The sequence below is a fragment of the Streptomyces sp. NPDC005803 genome (assembly GCF_040630435.1).
Taxonomy (GTDB): Bacteria; Actinomycetota; Actinomycetes; order Streptomycetales; family Streptomycetaceae; genus Streptomyces.
In genome coordinates this window covers 1-20,362 of record NZ_JBEXXO010000030.1, presented here as the reverse complement: position 1 = coordinate 20,362, position 20,362 = coordinate 1, and the positions used below count along the sequence as shown (strand labels likewise).

Sequence of the window (20,362 nt, the reverse complement as noted above, 5' to 3'; positions counted from 1 at the left end):
GCCCATGACCACTGACGTACGTGCCGATCTGTACCCCTCGCGCGGCGCCGCCGAGATGACCACTCCCCGCCAGGACCCGGTCATCTGGTCCGCGCCGGGCGCGCCGGGTCCGGTCTCCGCAAAGGAGCTCCAGGGCTTCGAGCGCGACGGCTTCCTCACCGTCGACCAGCTCATCACCCCGGACGAGGTGGCCGGCTACCACGCCGAGCTGGAGCGGCTGATCGCCGATCCGGTGGTGCGGGCCGACGAGCGCTCGATCATCGAGCCGAAGTCGGACTCCGTACGGTCGGTCTTCGAGGTCCACCGCATCAGCGAGGTCTTCGCCCGGCTCGTCAGCGACGAGCGCGTGGTGGGCCGGGCCCGGCAGATCCTCGGCTCGGACGTGTACGTCCACCAGTCGCGGATCAACGTCAAGCCCGGTTTCGGCGCCTCGGGCTTCTACTGGCACTCGGACTTCGAGACCTGGCACGCCGAGGACGGTCTGCCGAACATGCGGGCCGTGTCCGTGTCGATCGCGCTGACCGAGAACTACGACACCAACGGCGGGCTGATGATCATGCCCGGTTCGCACAAGTCGTTCCTCGGCTGTGCGGGCGAGACGCCGAAGGACAACTACAAGAAGTCCCTGCAGATGCAGGACGCCGGCACCCCGTCCGACGAGGCGCTGACGAAGATGGCCGACCGGCACGGCATCAAGCTCTTCACGGGCAAGGCCGGTTCGGCGACCTGGTTCGACTGCAACGCGATGCACGGCTCGGGCGACAACATCACCCCGTACCCGCGCAGCAACGTCTTCATCGTGTTCAACAGCGTGGAGAACACGGCCCAGGAGCCCTTCGCGGCGCCGATCCGGCGCCCGGAGTTCATCGGGGCGCGTGACTTCACGCCGGTGAAGTAGGCCCGCAGGAAGGCTGGTCGGGGCGGGACACATCCCTGTGTCCCGCCCCTTCGCCGCGCGCTCCCCCTCCACAAATCCAGGCGCCGCCGTCGTGCACCGCGTTAGGATCAACACTTTTCCGGAGGCGGGGGCAGCATGGTGCGACGGACCGATCAGCGTGACCGCCTGCGGCGGGTGTCCGAACGAAGGCGAACCGCGGGAAGGCCGGACCCCGACCGGAACTCGGCACGTACGGTGATCGCCGCATCGGTTCTGGCCGGCGTGTCCGCCGTGATCGTCAGCTTCATCACGGGCCTGGGCTCGTCGATTCAGGGATTCGTCGTCGACGTGCTGTCGGACGAGAAGAAGCCGGCGGCTTCGGCAGCGCCCCACACGGAGCCTGCGGTACCGGTCAAGGTGGTGGTCATACCGGAAGAGGGCGGCACCTTCCTGGTTTCGGAGCAGCGCGTGACCAGCGCCGCGGACAGAGCCGTGCTGATCAATGGAGCGACGACGCCGGAGGCCTGGGACCACCTGCTCCGGAAGATCAAGGCCACCTCGACCACGACAACCGCGTACAAGGTCGCTGTCACCAACGTATCGGCCTCCCCGGTCCGGGTGGTGGACATCGTCCCCGTGATCACCCGCCGCTCCGAGGCGATCCGCACCACGATGATCGAACCCCTGGGCGGTGTCGCCTCGGACACGGTTCCGGTCCAGTTGAACCTGGACAACCGGTACCCCAGATTCACCCAGAACGGAAAGCCCTACTTCACCCGTCAGTCACAGGTCCTCAAGGCGGGAGAGGGTTTCGTCATGGCCGTGGAGGCGAAACTCCTGGGCAAAGAGTATGTCGAATACCACCTGAAGGTGGATTACATTGACAAAAAGGGCAGTCAACGCTCCCTCGAGGTGAAGGATCCCAGTTCCGGCGTCGGCATCTTCCGGGTTTCCGGCAGGGTCGACGACAAGGAATACGCCGACTACTGGGGCCCGGAGAAGGAGGGGAGGAAGCGGCGGCTGTACACCCGGGAGGAGAGGGAATGACCGAGGCACGGGCTGCGGACCGGCTCCCGGCCGATATCGGGCCGGTCTCCCAGCACGTGCGCCCGGGACCGTCAGCGGGCGGCATCCGAGCGGGTGCGCAACGGGTTCCGGACCGACGCGGATGAGGCCTGGCGTCTCAACTCGTTGGACTGCGGACGGGTCAGCGGAGACAGTGACCGCATGACCTCACACGTACACCACATCACCGTCGACTGTGCCGACGCCTACCAACTCGCCACGTTCTGGGCCGAGGTGCTGGGCGCGTCCCTCGCCGACGACGACTTCCCCGGAGACCCCGAGGCCCTCGTCGAGACGCCCGGCGCCGCCCTGCTGTTCGTCACCGTGCCCGAGCCGAAGAGCACCAAGAACCGCGTCCACCTCGACGTCCAGCCCGACCGCACCCGGGACGAGGAGGTCGAGCGGCTGCTGGCCCTCGGCGCCACCCTCGTCGGTGACCACCGCAGGCCGAACGGGCGGGGGTGGGTGACCCTGGCCGATCCGGAGGGCAACGAGTTCTGCGTGGAGTGCGGTGCGCGTGAGCGCGCGCGGCTGACCGGGACGAGGCTGCCGGTCACGGCGGACGACGTGACGGCCGCGGTGCGGCTGGCGGTGGACACGCTCCAGGAGTCGCCGGCCGGGGACTGGCACGTACCCGCGGGGACGCTCACCTGGGACTGCTGGGAGACCGTGGAGCACCTGAGCGACGACCTCTTCGCGTATGCCGTTCAACTCGGGCCGCGCAAGCCCTCGTTGGAGAGCGAGGTGCCCTATCGCTGGGCTCCGGACCGCGAGGGCGGCCCCTGGAACGCGATCTTCGCGGACCCGGAGGCGGGAACCACCGGACTGCTGCAGACCTTGGAGGCGAGCGGCGCCCTCCTGGCCGCGATGGTGCGGACGGCCTCGCCCGATGTCCGCTCCTTCCACTCCTACGGCGTCTCCGACCCGGAGGGCTTCGCCGCGATGGGCATCGTGGAGACCCTCGTGCACACGTACGACGTCGCTGCCGGTCTGTCGCTCTCCTGGGCCCCGCCCCGGGATCTGTGCGACCGGGTGCTGGCCCGGCTCTTCCCCGGCGCCCCGGACGACGAGGACCGGTGGACCGTCCTGCTCTGGTCCACCGGCCGCGCGGATCTGCCGGGCCGGGAGCGGGTCACCTCGTGGAAGTGGCACGGCGCCCCGCTGTAGCCGTCAGCGGTGGGAGAACCACTTCGCCGCCGGCAGCAGCTTCGTGTCGTACCCGAACAGCGCCTGGTTCTCCCAGGCGTTGCCGGACGCGGGGTCGGCCGGGTCCCAGCCGCTGCCGCTGACGGCGGTCCAGGCAGGCTCCCAGTAGACGACGCCCAGTCCCCGGCCGCCGGGGACGGCCTCGACGACGTTCATCACGTCGCGGAGGTTGGCCGCCTGGCCGGCCGGGGGTGGCCGGGTAGCCGGGGACGAGCTGGTCCGCGGTGGCGATGTTGTTCTCCAGGCCGTCGGCGTCGGCCAGGGTGTGGGCGTAGGCGGTCTCGGCGATCATCACCGGCTTTCCGTAGCGGGAGGCGGCGTCGTCGAGGTTGGTCTGGAGATCGGAGAGCGATCCGTGCCAGTACCCGTAGTACGAGAGGGCGATGACGTCGAACGGCACCTTCTGCGCCACCGCGTTGTCGAACCACCAGCGGGTGCCCGCGTTGTCGCCGCCCTTGGCGAGGTGCAGGGCCACCTTCGTGCCGGACGAGACGGCTTTCGCCGCGTTCGCGCCGGAGGTGAGGAGACCGGCGAGCTGGGTCCAGTTGTCGGTGGACCCTTCGGGCCGGAGCATTCCGCCGTTGATCTCGTTGCCCGTCTGGACCATGTCGGCGGTGGTGCCCTGGGCCTTCAGCGCGTCGAGCACGTCGTACGTGTGGTCGTAGACGTCCTTCTTCAGCTGGGCGTAGCCGTGGCCGGCCCAGGCGGCGGGCTTGTTCTGCTTGCCCGGGTCGGCCCAGGCGTCGGAGTAGTGGAAGTCGACGAGGATCTTCATCCCGAGCGCCTTGGCGCGCTTGGCCATGGCCAGGACGTGCGCCTTGTCGTTGTAGCCGTCGGCCGGGTTCACCCACACCTTGAGGCGGACGTAGTTCATCCCGGCGGACTTCAGCAGGCCCATGGCGTCCCCGGTGTTCCCGCTCGCACCGCGGTAGACGGCGCCGTGCGCCTCGTTCTTCGGGAGGGTGGAGAGGTCGCCGCCCTTCACGCTGATGCCGGTGGACCCCTTGCCGAAGGTGATGTCGTCGAAGTTGGCCCACTCCCCCGCGTGGGCGTCCGAGTTCAGGCTGATCGTGCAGGAACCTCCGGTGACCTTGACCGAGGTGACGAGGCGGATCCAGGCGCCGTTCGCGGTGGGCTGCAGGTCGGTGCGCTGTTCGGCGCCGCCGCAGTCGCGCAGGGCGATGTAGGCGGAGTTCTGCCCGCCCCCTGAGCGGACCCAGGCGCTCAGGGTGTACGTGCCACCGGCGAGCCCGGTGAGGTGCTGGTACGTCTCCACGGTGTAGGCGGAGGCGGACCAGTGACTGAGCCGGGTGCTGCCGCTGTGGCCGCCCGCTTCGGTGAAGGAGGCGGCGTTCTGCCCGCCGGCCGAGTAGGTCGACCAGCCGGAGCCGCCGGACTCGAAACCGGTGTTGACGGGGGTGGTGGCGGTCGTGGCCGCGTGTGCGGGCAGTGCGGCCAGCAGGATGCCGGAGAGCGAGGCCGCCAGCACCGCCGCTCTCTTCTTGCCGTGCGTCGTTCCGTACATCGTCGATGTCCCTTCGACCGTTGCGCGGGAAGTGCGTGGGGAAGCGGGGTCGTGCGTCCTCAGCCGTCGAGGCGGACCACCCGGACGGCGCCCGCCGGGACGGCGAGGTGGCCCGTGGCCGGTTCCCGGGTGAGGAGTTCGGTGCCGGGGGCGTCGAGCGGCACCTTCGCGTCGCCCCCGGTGTGGTTGATGACGAAGAGGTACGTGCCGCTGTCGCCGGTGCGGGTGACCACCTCGACGTCGTACGGGAGGCCGGTGCGGGGTGCGATGCGGGCGTCCTCGCAGGCCCGGTCGAGCACGGCGTCCAGGCCGGCGCCGGTGAGCCGGGTGGAGACGTACCAGGCGGCGCCCTCACCGAGGCGGTGGCGGGTGACGGCGGGCCGGCCCGCCGGGATGCCGTCGGCGTAGGACCACATGGTCTCGGCGCCGCGCGGGATCACCACGTCCGACCAGAGGTCACCGGTCAGCTCGGGGCCCTCGGGGGCGCCCTCGGGGGTGATCAGGCGGACGGTGCCGCCCTCGGCGAGCGGGGAGAACTCCTCGACCGTCAGGCCCAGGACGTCCCTGAGCGCGCCCGGGTACGGCCCGGGGTGCACGGCGTCGTCGGCGTCGACGATGCCGGAGAAGTACGAGACGACGAGTGTGCCGCCGCCCTCCACGTAGCGGCGGAGGTTGCGGCCGGTCTCCTCGGTGGCGAGGTAGAGGGCCGGGACCACGACCAGCGGATAGCCGGACAGGTCGGCGTCGGGGTGGGCGAAGTCGACGGTGAGGTGCCGGTCGAAGAGCGAGGCGTAGAAGGTGTCGGCCCGCTCGCGGGCGTCGTGGTCCTGGCTCGGGCGCCACTCCAGGGACTGCGCCCACCAGGACTGCCAGTCCCAGACCATGGCCGCGTCGGCGACGGTCCGGGTGGACCGGATGTCGTTCAGCAGGCCGAGGTCGGCGCCGAGGCGGGTGACCTCGCGCCAGATGCGGGAGTCCGTTCCGGCGTGCGGGAGCATCGCCGAGTGGAACTTCTCCGCGCCCCGCAGGGACTGCCGCCACTGGAAGAACATCGCGCCGTCGGAGCCGCGGGCGACATGGGCGAGGCTGTTGCGGGCCATCTCGCCGGGGCGCTTCGCGGGGTTGCGGGGCTGCCAGTTGACGCCGCCGGCGGAGTGTTCCAGGAGCAGCCAGGGGGAGCCGCCCGCGACCGAGCGGGTGAGGTCGGCGGCCATGGCCAGGTTGACGTGGGTGCGGCGGCCGTCGGTGATCAGGTAGTGGTCGTTGGTGACGAGGTCGACCTCGCGCCCCCAGGCCCAGTAGTCCACCGAGTCGCACTGGCTGAGGGCGGTCATGAAGTTGGTGGTGACGGGGATGCCGGGGGCGAGCCGGTGCAGGATGTCGCGTTCGGCGCAGAAGTTCTCGCGCATGGTCGCGTCGGCGAAGCGGGCGTAGTCGAGCTGCTGCGACGGATTGCCGACGGTGGGGGTGGTGCGGGGCGGGTCGATCTCGTCGAGACCGCGGTAGCGCTGGCCCCAGAAGGCGGTGCCCCAGGCCGCGTTGACGGCCTCGACGTCTCCGTGGCGGGCGGTGAGCCAGCGGCGGAAGTGGGCGGCGCAGCTCTCGCAGTAGCAGGCGCTGACGGGGACGCCGTACTCGTTGTGGACGTGCCACAGGGCGAGGGCCGGGTGGCCGCCGTACCGGCGGGCGAGCTGTTCGGTGATGTTCGCCGCGGCGGCCCGGTAGTCGGCGTTGCTGTGGCAGATCGCGCCGCGTGATCCGAAGGCGTAGCGGACGCCCTCCCTGCTCACCGGCAGGGCCTCGGGGTGCGCGCGGTAGAACCAGGCGGGCGGGGCGACGGTGGGGGTGCCGAGGTCGGCGCGGATGCCGTTGACGTGCAGCAGGTCCAGGAGCCGGTCGAGCCAGCCGAAGTCGTAACGGCCCGGCTCGGGCTCCAGCAGCGCCCAGGAGAAGATGCCGACGCTGACCATGGTGACGCCGGCCTCCCGCATGAGGCGCATGTCCTCGTGCCAGACCTCCTCCGGCCACTGCTCGGGGTTGTAGTCGCCGCCGAAGGCCAGCTGGTGCAGACCCTGCGGGGCAGTCGCGCGAGGGGTGTGCGGCATGGGCGTCTCCTGGGCTCTTTGGTACAACTTCTGGGAACGTGCACACACCCTCTCGGCGGCGCAGAGCCAACATAACCGCACAGCATCAACCATTGACAAGTGTCGGTTTCGTTTCTCTACTGTGAACGCTCACAGCGCACTTCAGCGCTGCACCCTCGCTTCTCGTCAGGGGAGACATCCATGAAGTACCGCATCGTCGCGGCGTCCACGGCCGCCGTGCTCGCCGCCACCGCCCTGCTCACGGGCTGCGGCTCGTCGGACGACGGCAGCGGCGACGGCCCGGCCGCCTCCGGCCCCGTATCGCTCACCTACTGGGCCTGGGCCCCCGGCCTGGACAAGGTCGCGGACATCTGGAACAAGGGCGAGGGCAAGAAGGCCGGGATCACGGTCACGGTGAAGAAGCAGGCGTCGGGCGACGACCTGGTCACCAAGATCATCACCGCGGCGAAGGCGCACAAGGCCCCCGACCTGGTGCAGGCCGAGTACCAGGCGCTCCCCACCCTGGTCTCCAACGACGTGCTGGCCGACATATCCAAGGAGGCGGGCGACGCCAAGGGCGAGTTCGCCGACGGAGTCTGGCAGCAGGCGACGCTGGGCTCGGACGCCCTGTACGCGCTGCCGCAGGACTCGGGCCCGCTGATGTTCTACTACCGCCAGGACCTGTTCAAGCAGTACGGCCTGTCCGTGCCCACGACCTGGGAAGAGTTCGCCGGGACCGCCCGGGCGCTGAAGAAGAAGGCGCCGGACAAGGACCTCACCACCTTCTCCTCCAACGACTCCGGCCTCTTCGCGGGCCTCGCCCAGCAGGCCGGCGCCCAGTGGTGGACCACCTCCGGCGACACGTGGAAGGTCGCGATCGACGACCCGGCCACGCGGAAGGTCGCGAGTTTCTGGGGCGGACTGGTCAAGGAGGGCGCCATCGACAACCAGCCGATGTACACCCCGGCCTGGAACAAGGCGCTCGACACCGGCAAGCAGATCGCCTGGGTCAGCGCGGTCTGGGCGCCCGGCACGCTGACCACCGCCGCCCCCGACACCGCGGGCAAGTGGGCCATGGCCCCGCTCCCCCAGTGGAAGGCGGGCGAGAGCGCCACCGGCAGCTGGGGCGGCTCCTCCACGGCGGTCACCAACGACTCGAAGCACAAGGAGGCCGCGGCCACCTTCGCGAAGTGGCTGAACACCGACTCCGCCGCGCTCGCCGCGCTCGTGAAGGAGAGCGGCGTCTACCCCGCCGCCACGGCGGCCCAGACCGGTGGCGCACTCGCGAAGCCGCCGGCCTACTTCGCCAACCAGCCGGACTTCTACACCGAGGCCGCGAAGATCGCCCGGGGCACCGCCCCGGCCGCCTGGGGCCCGAACGTGAACGTCGCGTACACCGCCTTCAAGGACAACTTCGCCGAGGCCGCCAAGAACAAGTCGGACTTCGCGCCCGCCCTCACCGCGATGCAGGACGCCACCGTCGCCGACCTGAAGAAGCAGGGCTTCGGAGTCTCCGAGTGACACGCGCACGCCGCCGGAAGCCGTACGGGGTCAAGAGCGCCCCGTACGCCTTCCTGATCCCCGCCACCGTGCTGTTCCTGCTCTTCTTCGCCCTGCCCATCGGCTACGCGCTCTACCTCAGCTTCCGCCGTACCGAGGTCAGCGGCCTCGGCCTCGGCAAGGGCGCCCGTCAGGAGATCTGGGCCGGGTTCGCCAACTACACCGACGCGCTCTCCGACTCCGAGCTGCTCCACGGCGCGCTGCGCATCCTCGGCTACGGCGCGATCGTCGTGCCGGTGATGCTGGGCCTCGCGCTGCTCTTCGCCCTGCTCCTGGACACCGAACGGCTCCGGCTGCGCGGCTTCACCCGGCTGGCGATCTTCCTCCCGTACGCGATCCCGGGCGTCGTCGCCGCCCTGATGTGGGGCTTCCTCTACCTGCCCGACGTCAGTCCGTTCTACTTCCTGCTGGACAAGGCGGGGCTGCCGCAGCCCGATCTGCTCGACGGCGGGCCGCTCTACCTCGCCCTGGCCAACATCGCGGTCTGGGGCGGCACCGGCTTCAACATGATCGTGATCTACACCTCGCTGCGGGCGATCCCCGCCGAGATCTTCGAGGCGGCCCGGCTCGACGGCTGCTCGCAGTGGCAGATCGCGCTCCGGATCAAGGTCCCGATGGTGGCGCCGTCCCTGGTGCTCACCTTCTTCTTCTCGATCATCGCGACGCTCCAGGTCTTCAACGAGCCGACGACGCTGAAGCCGCTCACCAACTCCCTGTCCACCACGTGGAGTCCGCTGATGAAGGTCTACCAGGACGCCTTCGTCAACAATGACATCTACACGGCGGCCGCCCAGGCGGTCATCATCGCCGTCGTCACCCTGGCCCTGTCCTTCGGCTTCCTCAAGGCGGCCAACTCCCGTACGAAGCAGGGAGCATCCCAGTGACCACGCCGCACCTGAGGCGCCTGCCCGCGGCCCCCCGCCGGTTCGCCCTCGTGCCCACCGCCGCCCTGCTGCTCGGCGCCCTCTACTGTCTTTTGCCCGTCGCCTGGATCCTGGTCGCCTCGACCAAGTCCGGCAGCGAGCTGTTCTCCACCTTCACCTTCCTGCCCGGCTCCGGCTTCGCGGACAACGTCGCCGACCTCTCGGCGTACCGGGACGGCGTGTACTGGAAGTGGATGGCCAACTCGGCCCTCTACGCCGGCGTCGGGGCACTGCTGTCCACCGGTGTCTCCGCGGTGTCGGGGTACGCGCTGGCGGTGTACCGCTTCCGCGGCAGGGAGAGCATCTTCAACATCCTGCTGGCCGGGGTGCTGATGCCGCCGGTGATCCTGGCCGTGCCGCAGTACCTGCTGATGGCGAAGGCCGACCTGACCGACTCCTACCTGTCGGTCATGCTGCCGGTGATCCTCTCCCCGTACGGGGTGTACCTCGCCCGGATCTACGCGGCGGCCGCCGTGCCGGGCGATGTGATCGAGGCGGGCCGGATGGACGGCGGTGGCGAGTGGCGGATCTTCCGGACCATCGCGCTGCCGATGATGCTGCCGGGCCTGGTGACCGTCTTCCTCTTCCAGTTCGTCGCGATCTGGAACAACTTCCTGCTGCCGTACATCATGCTCGGCGACGACGAGAAGTTCCCGGTCACGCTGGGGCTGTTCACGCTGCTCCAGCAGGGGTCCACCACCCCTGCCCTCTATACGCTGGTGATCACGGGGGCGCTGCTGGCGATCGTCCCGCTGATCGCCCTGTTCCTGGTCATCCAGCGGTTCTGGAGCCTCGACCTGCTCTCCGGGGCCGTAAAGTCCTGACGGGCCCCGCCAGGAAGCCACTTGATGAAAGATCACGCACCATGAGCCGCACAGAACAGACCGGTACGGGACGCCGCCGGCCGCCGACGATCCATGACGTGGCGCGGGAGGCCGGGGTCTCCCGGGGCACGGTCTCCCGGGTGCTGAACGGCGGTCACAACGTCAGCCCGACCGCGCTGGACGCGGTCAACTCCGCCATCCGCAAGACCGGTTACACGGTCAACCGGCACGCCAGGTCGCTGATCACGGGGCGCTCCGACTCGGTGGCCTTCCTGCTCACCGAGCCGCAGGAGCGGTTCTTCGAGGACCCGAACTTCAATGTGCTGCTGCGCGGCTGCACCAGCGCGCTCGCGGCGCACGACATCCCCCTGCTGCTGATGATCGCGGGTACGGAGGCGGAGCGCCGCCGGAACATGCGGTACATCGCCGGCCACGTGGACGGGGTCCTGCTGGTCTCCAGCCACTCGGGCGACCCGGTCGCCGCCCAGCTGCACGAGGCAGGGGTCCCGCTGGTCGCCTGCGGGAAGCCGCTCGGGCAGGGCTCGAAGGTCAGCTATGTGGCGGCCGACGACCGGGACGGCGCCCGGGACATGGTGCGCTTCCTGTACGAGTCGGGGCGCCGCCGGATCGGCACGGTCAGCGGCCCCCTGGACACCCCGGGCGGGGTGGAGCGGCTCGCGGGCTACCGCGAGATGCTGGCCGACCGCGGGCTGCCCGCCGACGACGCGCTGATCGTGCCGGGCGACTACAGCCGGGCCGGCGGCGAGGCGGCGGCCCGGCTGCTGCTGGAGCGGGCCCCGGACCTGGACGCGGTGTTCGTCGCCTCCGACCTGATGGCGCAGGGCGTGCTCGCGGCGCTGGAGAAGGCCGGGCGCCGGGTGCCGCAGGACGTGGCGGTGGGCGGCTTCGACGACTCCCCCGCGGCGCTCGCCTCCCGGCCGGCGCTGACGACGATCCGTCAGCCGTGGGACCGGATCAGCGCCGAGATGGTACGGGTGCTGCTGGCGCAGATCGGCGGGGAGGACCCGGCCGCGGTGATCCTGCCCACGGAGCTCGTGCGCCGCGACTCGGCGTAGCGGCGGAGCCCCGGCGCCGCGCGAGGGGGCGGGCGTCGCCACGGCCCCGCCCGGCCGCGCCGACGGCGGATCGTCACGGCCGGGGCTGGAAAGTCCTTCGGCGGTGCGCCGCTCCAGCCGGCCGGGGCCGTTTCCGTCAGCGCCCAGGGCGCCGGCCGGTCCGGAGGAACTCGAAGCTGCCGACGGCGTCGCGGCGCCGCCCCCGACCACGGCCGCCCGTACGCCTTCAGCGAAGTGGTCCAGACCATTAAACGGCGAGCGGCGCCCCACCCCTACCGAGGCCTGCCGCCCGCGGCCCGCGGGGAGGGCGCGGCGCGGCCGTTCCGGCCCGCACCGGGCTCGCGCGCACCGGGCGCACCCCTTCCCGCGCAGAGGTCCGCCGAGCCGGGTTTGACGCCGCCGCCCTGCCGGTATCTTCACCGGACCGCCGCGGATAAACCTTTCGACGCTTCCGCCTTTTAGCGCAGTTCCGCCCGGACGGTGGACCGACCCGCAGAATCCACGAAGCGGAGTCGCATTCTCCATTAATTTTCGGCAAGCAGATATCCGGCGCACCCGTGCCCCATACACAGATGATGTCCGAAAATGCTCACCACAACCGTGCGCCCAAGGCGAGTGCGCCGGTCGCCGCCCCTTCGCAGCGCGCCCGGACCGGTGGAACCGTCGCCGAGTGGCCGGAACGACACCCCTCACCCTGGCGACTTCGGAGCGCTTTGCGACCAGGCGCCGCCGGCCGCGAGGGGCCCGATGTCGCCCGCCAGGGCCCCACCTGGGGCCGAAATGAGGCGCATCGCTCCCCCTGGTGCCGGATCCACGCCGCCCGCCCGGCCCCCGCGCCCGGGGCGCCGAGGACGACAAGCCCCATGCCTAGACCATTGAAATCGACCGGGCGTCTCTTTCCTCTCGATTCGCTCGAAAATGATCCACTTCGATCCGCGAGAAATAAATAATTAACGATCGCCTCATTGACATATGCCTGCCGAATAACGGCTAAGTGGTGACCGGCGAAAACCATTCGCCGTCGACCTGAAAAGCGTGTGGTCGACCCGTGCATCACATGGGAGACACGCAATTGACTGTCACCGGCATATCCAGACCGGTTTTCAGACGCGCCAGACCCGCCTGGACAGGGCTGACCGCCCTGGTGGGCGCTTCAGCACTCGCCGTCCTGGGTCTCACCGCCCCGGCGGCGACCGCGGCGGCTTCCGCGAACGCTGACATCAGTGCCAAACCGTCCGTGGAGGCCTCCTGCGCCGAACCCGGGCCCGGCCAGGTGCGCTGCTTCGCGCTGCGCCGCACCGACGTGGCGGGCGAGAAGGGCGTTCAGCCCCTCGCCGCCACCCCGAGCGGGTGGGGCGCGACCGCGCTCCAGGGCGCCTACAACCTGCCGGCCGACGGCGGGGCGGGGCAGACGATCGCCATCGTCGATGCCTACGACGACCCGACCGCCGAGCAGGACCTCGCGGTCTACCGGGCGCAGTACGGGCTGCCGGCCTGCACCACGGACAACGGCTGCTTCAAGAAGGTCGACCAGCGGGGCGGCACCGACTACCCCTCGCCCAACAGCGGCTGGGCCGGTGAGATCTCGCTCGACCTGGACATGGTCTCGGCCGCCGCGCCGTACGCGAAGATCGTCCTGGTGGAGGCCGACTCCGCCAGCTTCGAGGACATGGGAGCCTCCGTCGACCAAGCGGTCGCGCAGGGCGCCAAGTACGTCTCCAACTCGTACGGCACGGGCTACTCCAGCACTCCGGGCAGTGGTGAGGACCCGTCGGAGACCACCGAGTTCGACGCCCACTACAACCACCCGGGTGTGGCCGTGGTCGCCTCCTCCGGCGACAGCGCCTACGGGGTCTCCTACCCCGCCGCGTCCCAGTACGTGACCTCCGTGGGCGGCACCGCCCTGGAGCAGGACTCCTCCACCGCTCGCGGCTATACCGAGTCGGTCTGGTTCAACAGCTACGGCGGCCCGGGCTCGGGCTGCTCGGTCTACGAGGCCAGGCCCGCCTGGCAGGAGGACGTCGGCACCGACTGCGGCAAGCGCGCGGTCTCCGACGTCTCCGCGGTCGCCGACCCGTTGACCGGGGTCTCGGTCTACCAGACCTACGGCGGCGACGGGTGGGCCGTCTACGGCGGCACCAGCGCCTCGTCACCGATCATCGCCGGGGTGTACGCCGCGGCCGGCACGCCGACCGCCGGCTCCTACCCGGCCGCCTACCCCTACGCGGCCGACGGCAGCGGTCTGAACGACGTCGTCGACGGCGACAACGGTTCCTGCACCCCGGCCAAGCTGTGCACCGCGGGTGCCGGCTGGGACGGGCCGACCGGCCTCGGCACGCCCAACGGCGTACAGGCCTTCCGCAACGGTCCGCACGGCGCCCTGAGCGGCACCGTCACCAGCAGCGCCACCGGCGCCCCGGTCGCGGGCGCGGAGATCACTGCGGGTGACTCCCGGGCCACGTCCGGCGCGGACGGCGCCTATGCGCTGACCCTGACCCCCGGCACCTACGACCTCACGGTCGCCGCCTACGGCTACACCACGGCCACCTTCTCCGGCGTCGAGATCACCGACGGCGGCTCGGTGACCAAGAGCCTCGCGCTCACCCCGGTGCCGACCCGGACCGTCTCCGGCAAGGTCACCGACGGGTCCGGCCACGGCTGGCCGCTCTACGCCGCGGTCACTGTCGACAACATGCCCGGCGCGCCCGTCCAGACCGATCCGGTCACCGGCGCCTACTCGGTCGACCTTCCGGCCGGCACGTCGTACAAACTGAAGGTCACCAGCAACTACCCGGGCTACCGGAGCGCCACCAAGGACATCACCGTGGGCGACTCGGCGGTCTCCGCCAACGTCGGCCTGCCGGTGGACGCCTGGGCGGGCACCGCGGCCGGGTACACCGTGTCGGACGAGGGCACCACCGAGCCCTTCGACTCGACCACGTCGGCCCCCGAGGGCTGGACCGTCACCAACGCCGAGGGCACCACCGGCGGTTGGCAGTTCGACGACCCGGGCAAGCGCACGAACACCACCGGCGGCAAGGGCGCCTTCGCCATCGTGGACAGCGACAAGGCGGGCAGCGGAAAGGTCCAGAACTCCACGCTGACCAGCCCGTCCTACGACTTCTCGGGCACGGATCTGCCCGAGCTGAGCTACCGGACCAGCTACAAGCCGTACTCCGGCCAGAAGGCCGACGTCGAGGTGAGCTCGGACGGTGGCGCCACCTGGTCCACGGTCTCCTCGCACACCACCGCCGTCACCGGGTCCAAGGTCACCCTCCCGCTCACCGACTACGCGGGCAAGCCCGACGTCCGGGTGCGGTTCCACTTCACCGGCAAGTTCAGCTGGTGGTGGCAACTCGACGACGTGTTCCTCGGCTCCCGCGGCGTCTCGGCCGTCCCCGGCGGTCTGGTGGTCGGGCAGGTCACCGACGCCAACACCGGTGACGGCATCACCGGGAGCACGCTCGACGGCACCGGCGACGGCGCCGTGAGCGCGACCTCGGCCGCCACCCCCGACGACGCGGCGCTCGGCGACGGCTTCTACTGGGCCTTCGCACCGGTCGGCAAGCAGACCGTGACCGCCGCCAAACCCAAGTACACCAGCGCCTCCAAGGCCGTCACCTTCGCCGCCGACTCGACCGTGACCAAGAACTTCTCCCTCAAGGCCGGGCGTCTGAAGGTCACCCCGGCCGCGGTCACCGCCCCGGTCGCCTGGGGCGGTTCGGCGACCAGGACCGTCACGATCAAGAACACCGGTGGCGCCGACGCCACCGTCAAGCTGGCCGAGAAGAGCGGCGCCTTCACACCGGCCGCTTCGGGTGCGCCGCTGATCAGCAAGAAGGGGGACTACTCACCCCTGTCGGCGAAGGGCCGGGCCGGCAAGTCCGCCGCGGTCGCTCCGGCCGAAGGCGGCGACGCCTGGCAGACGGTGGCCGACCTGCCCGACGCCATCATGGACAACGCGGTCGTCGCCGACGGCGGCAAGATCTACTCGGCGTTCGGCTACGACGGTGCGGACGACACCCGCTCGCTCTACTCCTACGACGCGGCGAGCGGCTGGAACCGGCTGGCCGACGCGGCCGACACCCGGGAGGCTCCGGCCCGCGGCTTCATCGGCGGGAAGCTGTACGCCGTCGGCGGCTGGGGCGCCAACGGGGCCCCGGACGCCAAGCTGGAGATCTACGACCCCGCCTCCAACACCTGGACCACCGGCGCCCCTTCCCCGGCTCCGCTGGCGGGTTCCGGCTCCGCGGTGCTGAACGGCAAGCTCTACTCCGTCGGCGGCTGCACCACCACCTGCGGCTCCGGGTCGGTGACCGTGTACGACCCGGCGGACAACTCCTGGTCCACCGCGGCGAACTACCCGGAGAACGTCGCCTGGCAGTCCTGCGGCGCCATCAGCGGGCTGCTGTACTGCTCCGGCGGTACCACCAGCGCCGGTGAGCTGCAGTCCGCATACGTCTACGACCCCGCCGCCGATTCCTGGTCGGCCCTGCCGGACATGCCGGAGCCCCTGTGGGCCTCGTCCTCCACGGCGGCCAACGGTCTGCTGCTGATCTCGTCCGGCGTCAGCGACGGCGCCCTCACCAACGCGGGGTACGCCTACGACCCGGCCGCCGGGACCTGGTCGTCCCTGCCCAACGCCGACGTGGCGACCTACCGCGGGGGCGGGGCCCCGGGCTTCTACAAGGTGGGCGGAGCCAACGCTCCCAGCACCCCGTCCACCGCCGTGGAACTGCTCGCCGGCTACGACCAGACCAGCGGCTCGGACGTCAGCTGGCTGTCGCTGGACCCCTCGGAGGTCAAACTCGCTCCGGGAGACAGCGTCTCGGTCGCGGTGGCGGTGAACGCCTCGGTCGACGAGATCACCCAGCCGGGTGAGTTCACGGCCCAGATCGGCATCTCGGCCAACACCCCCTACCCGGTGGCGTCGGTCCCCGTCACGATGACGGTGGCCCCGCCGAACACCTGGGGCAAGATCACCGGAACGGTGCTCGGCAAGTCGTCCACCGGCACCACGGCACCCCTCAAGGGGGCGACCGTCCAGATCGACTCGTGGGCGTCCTCGTACACCCTGATCACCGACAAGGACGGCCACTACGCCCTCTGGCTCGACGCCCGCAACAACCCCCTCACCGTGATCGTCGCCAAGGACGGTTACGCCCCGACGGTGGCCACCGTCAAGGTCGTCAAGAAGGGAACGGTGACCACCGACTTCACCCTGAAGAAGGCCTAGCGGCCTCGCGGACAGACGCGGCGGGCCCGTCCTGAGGACGGGCCCGCCGTGCGCCGGGACCCGCACACCGCAGGTCCCGTGAGTCAGGGGTGCGGGCGACCTGCCCCCACGCCCCCTCAGCCGGACGTCACGCCCCCAGCACGGGATAGTCCGTGTAGCCGCGGTGGTCGCCCCCGTAGAAGGTGGCGCCGTCCGGGGTGTTGAAGGGACCGCCCGCGCGCAGCCGCTCCGGCAGGTCCGGGTTGGCCAGGAACAGTACGCCGTACGAGACGATGTCGGCCACGCCGTCCTCGATCAGGGCGAGCGCCCCGGGCCCGGTCGGGCCCTCGCTCGCCGGGTTGAGGACGAGGGTCCCGTTGAACTGCTTGCGCAGGATCTCGGTCAGCGTCCGGTCCTCGGCCGCGGCCTCGACGAGGTGCAGATAGGCGAGCCCGAGCGGCTCCATCGCCTGCACGAGCGCGCTGTACGTGGACTCCGGCGCGGGCTCGTCGATGTCGTTGTACGGGTTCCCGGGCGAGAGGCGGATCGCGGTGCGTGCGGCGCCGATCTCGGCGACGACCGCGCGCACGGTCTCCAGGGCGAACCGGATCCGGCCCTCGACGGAGCCGCCCCAGGCGTCGGTGCGCAGGTTGGAGTTGGGCGCCAGGAACTGGTGGATCAGGTAGCCGTTGGCGCCGTGCAGCTCCACTCCGTCGAAGCCGGCGTCCACGGCGGCCCGGGCCGCGGCGGCGTAGTCGGCGATCGTCTCGCGGACCTCGGCGTCGGTCAGCTCGCGCGGGGTGACGAAGTCCTTCGGGCCCTCATGGGTGAAGACCTGCCCGGTGGCAGCGACCGCGGAGGCGCCGACCGGGGTGAGTCCGTCCGGCAGCAGGACCGGGTGGCCGATGCGGCCGGCGTGCATGAGCTGCGCGAAGATCCTGCCGCCCTTGTCGTGCACGGCGTCGGTGACCTTGCGCCAGGCGGCGATCTGCTCGTCGCTGTGCAGCCCCGGGGTGCTGGGGTACCCCTGGCCGACGGCCGACGGCTGGATGCCCTCGGTGATGAGGAGCCCGGCGGAGGCGCGCTGGGCGTAGTACTCGACCGTCAGCTCGGTGGGCACCCCGCCCTCGCCGGCCCGGCTGCGGGTCATCGGCGCGAGCGCGATGCGGTTGGCGAGCGGTGTGCCGGCCAGATCGAGCGAGTCGAATGCGGTGGACATCGGAAGCCCCCAGGGAGAGAGATACGTGGTCGGCCAAACAAAACTATGTGGTCGGCCAACCATCTGCGGCGTGTGCCACTGTAGCGCATTTATTTGGCCGACCAAGGTAAAGTTGCGGGGACCGCACCCGGCAGCCGGAAGGCCGCCCCCTCTCCACCCGAGGAGCCCGCGATGACCTCCGAACCCCCTTGTACCGAGCTGCCCGGCGCCGCCCGCGGCGGCCCGGTCAGCCATGCCGTGTCACGGGTCGCGCGGCTGCACCGGATCGCGGCGGGCAAGCTGCTCAAGGGCGCCGGCCTCTACCCCGGCCAGGAGTTCCTGATGATGTACCTCTGGGAGGCGGGGGCGGTCCGCCAGTCCGAGGTGATCAAGGCGGTCGACCTGGACCCGTCCACGGTCACCAAGATGCTCCAGCGCCTGGAGCAGTCCGGGCACGTCCGCCGCAGCCCCGACCCGGACGACCGCAGGGCCGTCCTGGTCGAGGCCACCGACAGCAGCTGCGCGCTGCTCTCCGACGTGGAACGGGCCTGGACGAATCTGGAGGAGCACACCCTCGCCGGGCTGGACGCGGGCGAACGCGCGGAGTTGGCCAGGCTGCTGGGCAGGGTCGAGGAGAACCTGTGCCGACAGACGTCCGACTGCCCGGAGTTCCGCTGACGGCCTCAGCGCGCGAGCACGTCCAGCGCACGGTCCACGTCGGCCTCGGTGTTGTACAGGTGGAAGGCCGCCCGCAGACTGCCGGCCCGGTTGGACACCATCACCCCGGCCCGCGCCAGTTCGGGCGCCCGGTCACCGAGCCCCGGCGCCGCGACGACGGCCGTCGGGGCCGGCACCGCCTCCCGCCCCAGCGCGGCCAGTCCGTCGCGGAAGCGGGCCGCGAGCCCGGTGGCGTGCTCGTGGACGGCGTCGATGCCGATCTCGTTCAGCAGCGCGAGGGAGTGCTCGGCGCCGTGGTACGCGAGGAACGCGGGCGGCTCGTCGTAACGGCGGGCGTCGGGAGCCAGCTTGGCGACCGGCCCGTAGGTGCTGCCCCACGGATCCTCGGCCGCGACCCAGCCGGCGAAGGCGGGGGGCAGGGAGTGCTGAGCCTCCTCGGTGACGGTGAGGAACGACGTGCCCCGGGGGCAGAGCAGGAACTTGTAGCCGCCCGCGACCGTGTAGTCGTACGCCCCGGCGTCGAGCGGCAGCCAGCCCGCTGACTGGGTGGCGTCCAGCAGCGTCCGGGCCCCGTGGGCGGCGGCCGCCGCCCGCACCGCGTCCAGGTCGGCGAGCCGGCCGTCGGCGGACTGGACCGAGGAGAAGGCGACGAGCGCGGTCTCGGGGCGCACCGCTGCGGCCAGCTCCGCCAGCGGGACGTACCGCATCCGGAGGTCGCCACGCACTGCGAAGGGCGTGACGACCGAGCTGAACTCCCCCTCGGGCGCCAGCACTTCGGAACCGGCCGGCAGCGAGCAGGCGATCAGGCCGACATGGACGGTGACCGAGCTGCCGACCGCGACGCGGCCTCCGTCGACGCCGGCGAGCCGGGCGAAACCGTCCCGGGCGCGGTCCACCGCCTCGAAGTCGCCCGCCCCGTTCCGGCGGCCGGTGGTGTTCTCCTCGGCGAGGACCCGCACCGCGTCGACGGTACGGCGGGGCAGGAGCCCGCAGGTGGAGGTGTTGAGGTAGGCGGTCTCCGGCGCGAACTCGGCGGCCACCGCACGGCTGAGCGTAGAGATCATCATGGGGCCAGCCTGGGTCCCCCACGACTCATAGTCAATCACGAAGAGTTAAGGGGTACACCCAAGCAACGCTTATGCGTGCAGCTCCACCGGGGTCAGGCGAGGCCGCCGGCCTGCGGAACTTCGCACGCTCCCTCGGCGTCGCAGGCCGCCGCGTCCCCGCCGATCGCGGTCAGGGGGCGGTCCTTCCACGCCTGCTCCAGTGCCTGGGCGAAGACCTCGGCGGGCTGGCCGCCGGAGATCCCGTAGCGCCGGTCGAGCACGAAGAACGGCACGGCGTTGGCACCCAGTTCGGCCGCCTCCTGCTCATCGGCCCGCACCTGCGCCGCGTACGCCTGCGGATCGGCGAGCACCGCACGCGCCTCGTCGGCGTCGAGACCGGCCTCGACGGCCAGCTCGACCAGCACCTCGTCGTCGTAGACGGAACGCTCCTCGGCGAAGTTCGCCCGGTAGGCCAGGCTCAGCAGCTCGTCCTGGCGGCCGCGCGCCTTGGCCAGGTGCAGCAGCCGGTGGATGTCGAAGGTGCTGCCGTGGTCGCGTCCCTCGGTGCGGTAGCCGAGCCCCTCGGCCTGCGCGTTGGCCGCGACGTTCGCCTCCATGGAGCGCGCCTCCTCACGGGTGCGCCCGTACTTCTGCGCCAGCATGTCGATGACCTGCGCGGTGTCGCCCTTGGCACGTCCGGGGTCGAGCTCGAAGGAGCGGTGGACCACCTGGACCTCGTCGCGATGGGCGAACCCTGCCAGGCCCTTCTCGAACCGGGCCTTGCCGATGTAGCACCACGGGCAGGCGATGTCGCTCCAGATCTCGACGCGCATGACTCTTCTACTCTCCAGGCTTTCGTGGCGACTGCTCCCGCAGCGCGGAGGGACCTCCGCTCGCGGTGGAACGCATCCGGGGGCCGCCGCCATTCCCGGGACGCCTGCCGGGCTCCCGAAGACGCGCGAGCCGGCCGCGCACGGGCCGGCTCGCGAGGGCCCGCCGCAGACGATGCGTGGGTGCGGGCGGGCCGTGGGTGCTGGGCGCCGTGGGTGCGGGGCCGCCCCGGGGCCGGCCGGCCCCGGGGCGAG

13 protein-coding genes and 1 pseudogene are annotated in these 20,362 nt (G+C 71.1%); 9 read left to right on the top strand and 5 right to left on the bottom strand.

What is annotated here, in order from left to right; genetic code table 11:
- The first annotated feature begins 4 nt into the window (after positions 1–4).
- The 3 genes from thpD (at position 5) to ABZ454_RS32225 (ending at position 3,109) form a co-directional block, all read left to right on the top strand.
- Positions 5–898 (top strand): ectoine hydroxylase, encoded by an 894-nt coding sequence (gene thpD, locus ABZ454_RS32235; RefSeq protein WP_359543131.1) that lies wholly within the window; start codon positions 5–7, stop codon positions 896–898.
- A 234-nt stretch (positions 899–1,132) separates the two neighbouring features.
- Positions 1,133–1,924, top strand: a complete 792-nt coding sequence (locus ABZ454_RS32230; protein ID WP_359543130.1) for a hypothetical protein — start codon at positions 1,133–1,135, stop codon at positions 1,922–1,924.
- Positions 1,925–2,104: 180 nt separating this feature from the next.
- Positions 2,105–3,109, top strand: coding sequence for a VOC family protein (locus ABZ454_RS32225; RefSeq protein WP_359543128.1), 1,005 nt, complete (start codon positions 2,105–2,107; stop codon positions 3,107–3,109).
- A gap of 3 nt (positions 3,110–3,112) precedes the next feature.
- On the opposite strand, the pseudogene ABZ454_RS32220 reads toward ABZ454_RS32225, so the two are convergent.
- Both ABZ454_RS32220 and ABZ454_RS32215 read right to left on the bottom strand, forming a co-directional pair.
- A pseudogene (locus ABZ454_RS32220) lies at positions 3,113–4,673 on the bottom strand (arabinogalactan endo-1,4-beta-galactosidase).
- 59 nt (positions 4,674–4,732) lie between these two features.
- Entirely contained in the window at positions 4,733–6,778 is a 2,046-nt protein-coding gene (locus ABZ454_RS32215; protein ID WP_359543126.1) for a beta-galactosidase, read from the bottom strand.
- A 180-nt stretch (positions 6,779–6,958) separates the two neighbouring features.
- Between ABZ454_RS32215 and ABZ454_RS32210 the strand changes: the two genes are divergently transcribed.
- The 5 genes from ABZ454_RS32210 (at position 6,959) to ABZ454_RS32190 (ending at position 16,376) form a co-directional block, all read left to right on the top strand.
- Complete coding sequence (locus ABZ454_RS32210; protein WP_359543125.1) at positions 6,959–8,278, top strand: extracellular solute-binding protein; 1,320 nt, start codon at positions 6,959–6,961, stop codon at positions 8,276–8,278.
- Positions 8,275–9,201: a sugar ABC transporter permease gene (locus ABZ454_RS32205; protein ID WP_356323604.1), complete on the top strand. Its 927-nt coding sequence runs from the start codon at positions 8,275–8,277 to the stop codon at positions 9,199–9,201. Before ABZ454_RS32210 ends, ABZ454_RS32205 begins: the two co-directional genes overlap by 4 nt.
- Positions 9,198–10,064, top strand: coding sequence for a carbohydrate ABC transporter permease (locus ABZ454_RS32200; protein WP_356323606.1), 867 nt, complete (start codon positions 9,198–9,200; stop codon positions 10,062–10,064). Before ABZ454_RS32205 ends, ABZ454_RS32200 begins: the two co-directional genes overlap by 4 nt.
- A gap of 41 nt (positions 10,065–10,105) precedes the next feature.
- Positions 10,106–11,140, top strand: a complete 1,035-nt coding sequence (locus tag ABZ454_RS32195) for a LacI family DNA-binding transcriptional regulator (protein ID WP_359543123.1) — start codon at positions 10,106–10,108, stop codon at positions 11,138–11,140.
- 1,144 nt (positions 11,141–12,284) lie between these two features.
- Positions 12,285–16,376, top strand: coding sequence for a carboxypeptidase regulatory-like domain-containing protein (locus tag ABZ454_RS32190; RefSeq protein ID WP_359543122.1), 4,092 nt, complete (start codon positions 12,285–12,287; stop codon positions 16,374–16,376).
- A gap of 127 nt (positions 16,377–16,503) precedes the next feature.
- Here the strand turns inward: ABZ454_RS32190 and ABZ454_RS32185 are convergent, their stop codons facing one another.
- Positions 16,504–17,574, bottom strand: a complete 1,071-nt coding sequence (locus tag ABZ454_RS32185) for an alkene reductase (RefSeq protein WP_359543120.1) — start codon at positions 17,572–17,574, stop codon at positions 16,504–16,506.
- A gap of 171 nt (positions 17,575–17,745) precedes the next feature.
- On the opposite strand from ABZ454_RS32185, the gene ABZ454_RS32180 reads away from it, so the two are divergent.
- A complete protein-coding gene (locus tag ABZ454_RS32180) occupies positions 17,746–18,231 on the top strand; it encodes a MarR family winged helix-turn-helix transcriptional regulator (protein ID WP_356323614.1) in 486 nt (161 codons plus the stop codon).
- Between the two features lie 5 nt (positions 18,232–18,236).
- On the opposite strand, the gene ABZ454_RS32175 is transcribed toward ABZ454_RS32180, so the two are convergent.
- Together ABZ454_RS32175 and ABZ454_RS32170 are read right to left on the bottom strand one after the other, a co-directional pair.
- Positions 18,237–19,298, bottom strand: coding sequence for an aminotransferase class V-fold PLP-dependent enzyme (locus tag ABZ454_RS32175; RefSeq protein WP_359543118.1), 1,062 nt, complete (start codon positions 19,296–19,298; stop codon positions 18,237–18,239).
- 92 nt (positions 19,299–19,390) lie between these two features.
- Entirely contained in the window at positions 19,391–20,110 is a 720-nt protein-coding gene (locus tag ABZ454_RS32170; RefSeq protein WP_356323618.1) for a DsbA family oxidoreductase, read from the bottom strand.
- Positions 20,111–20,362: the final 252 nt, after the last annotated feature.

What these genes read in the sequence shown, in the direction of transcription:
- thpD (WP_359543131.1), top strand. Translation starts at nt 5, where the DNA reads ATGACCACTGACGTACGTGCCGATCTGTACCCCTCGCGCGGCGCCGCC.
- ABZ454_RS32225 (WP_359543128.1), top strand. Translation starts at nt 2,105, where the DNA reads ATGACCTCACACGTACACCACATCACCGTCGACTGTGCCGACGCCTAC.
- ABZ454_RS32215 (WP_359543126.1), bottom strand. Translation starts at nt 6,778, where the DNA reads ATGCCGCACACCCCTCGCGCGACTGCCCCGCAGGGTCTGCACCAGCTG.
- ABZ454_RS32210 (WP_359543125.1), top strand. Translation starts at nt 6,959, where the DNA reads ATGAAGTACCGCATCGTCGCGGCGTCCACGGCCGCCGTGCTCGCCGCC.
- ABZ454_RS32195 (WP_359543123.1), top strand. Translation starts at nt 10,106, where the DNA reads ATGAGCCGCACAGAACAGACCGGTACGGGACGCCGCCGGCCGCCGACG.
- ABZ454_RS32185 (WP_359543120.1), bottom strand. Translation starts at nt 17,574, where the DNA reads ATGTCCACCGCATTCGACTCGCTCGATCTGGCCGGCACACCGCTCGCC.
- ABZ454_RS32180 (WP_356323614.1), top strand. Translation starts at nt 17,746, where the DNA reads ATGACCTCCGAACCCCCTTGTACCGAGCTGCCCGGCGCCGCCCGCGGC.
- ABZ454_RS32175 (WP_359543118.1), bottom strand. Translation starts at nt 19,298, where the DNA reads ATGATGATCTCTACGCTCAGCCGTGCGGTGGCCGCCGAGTTCGCGCCG.
- ABZ454_RS32170 (WP_356323618.1), bottom strand. Translation starts at nt 20,110, where the DNA reads ATGCGCGTCGAGATCTGGAGCGACATCGCCTGCCCGTGGTGCTACATC.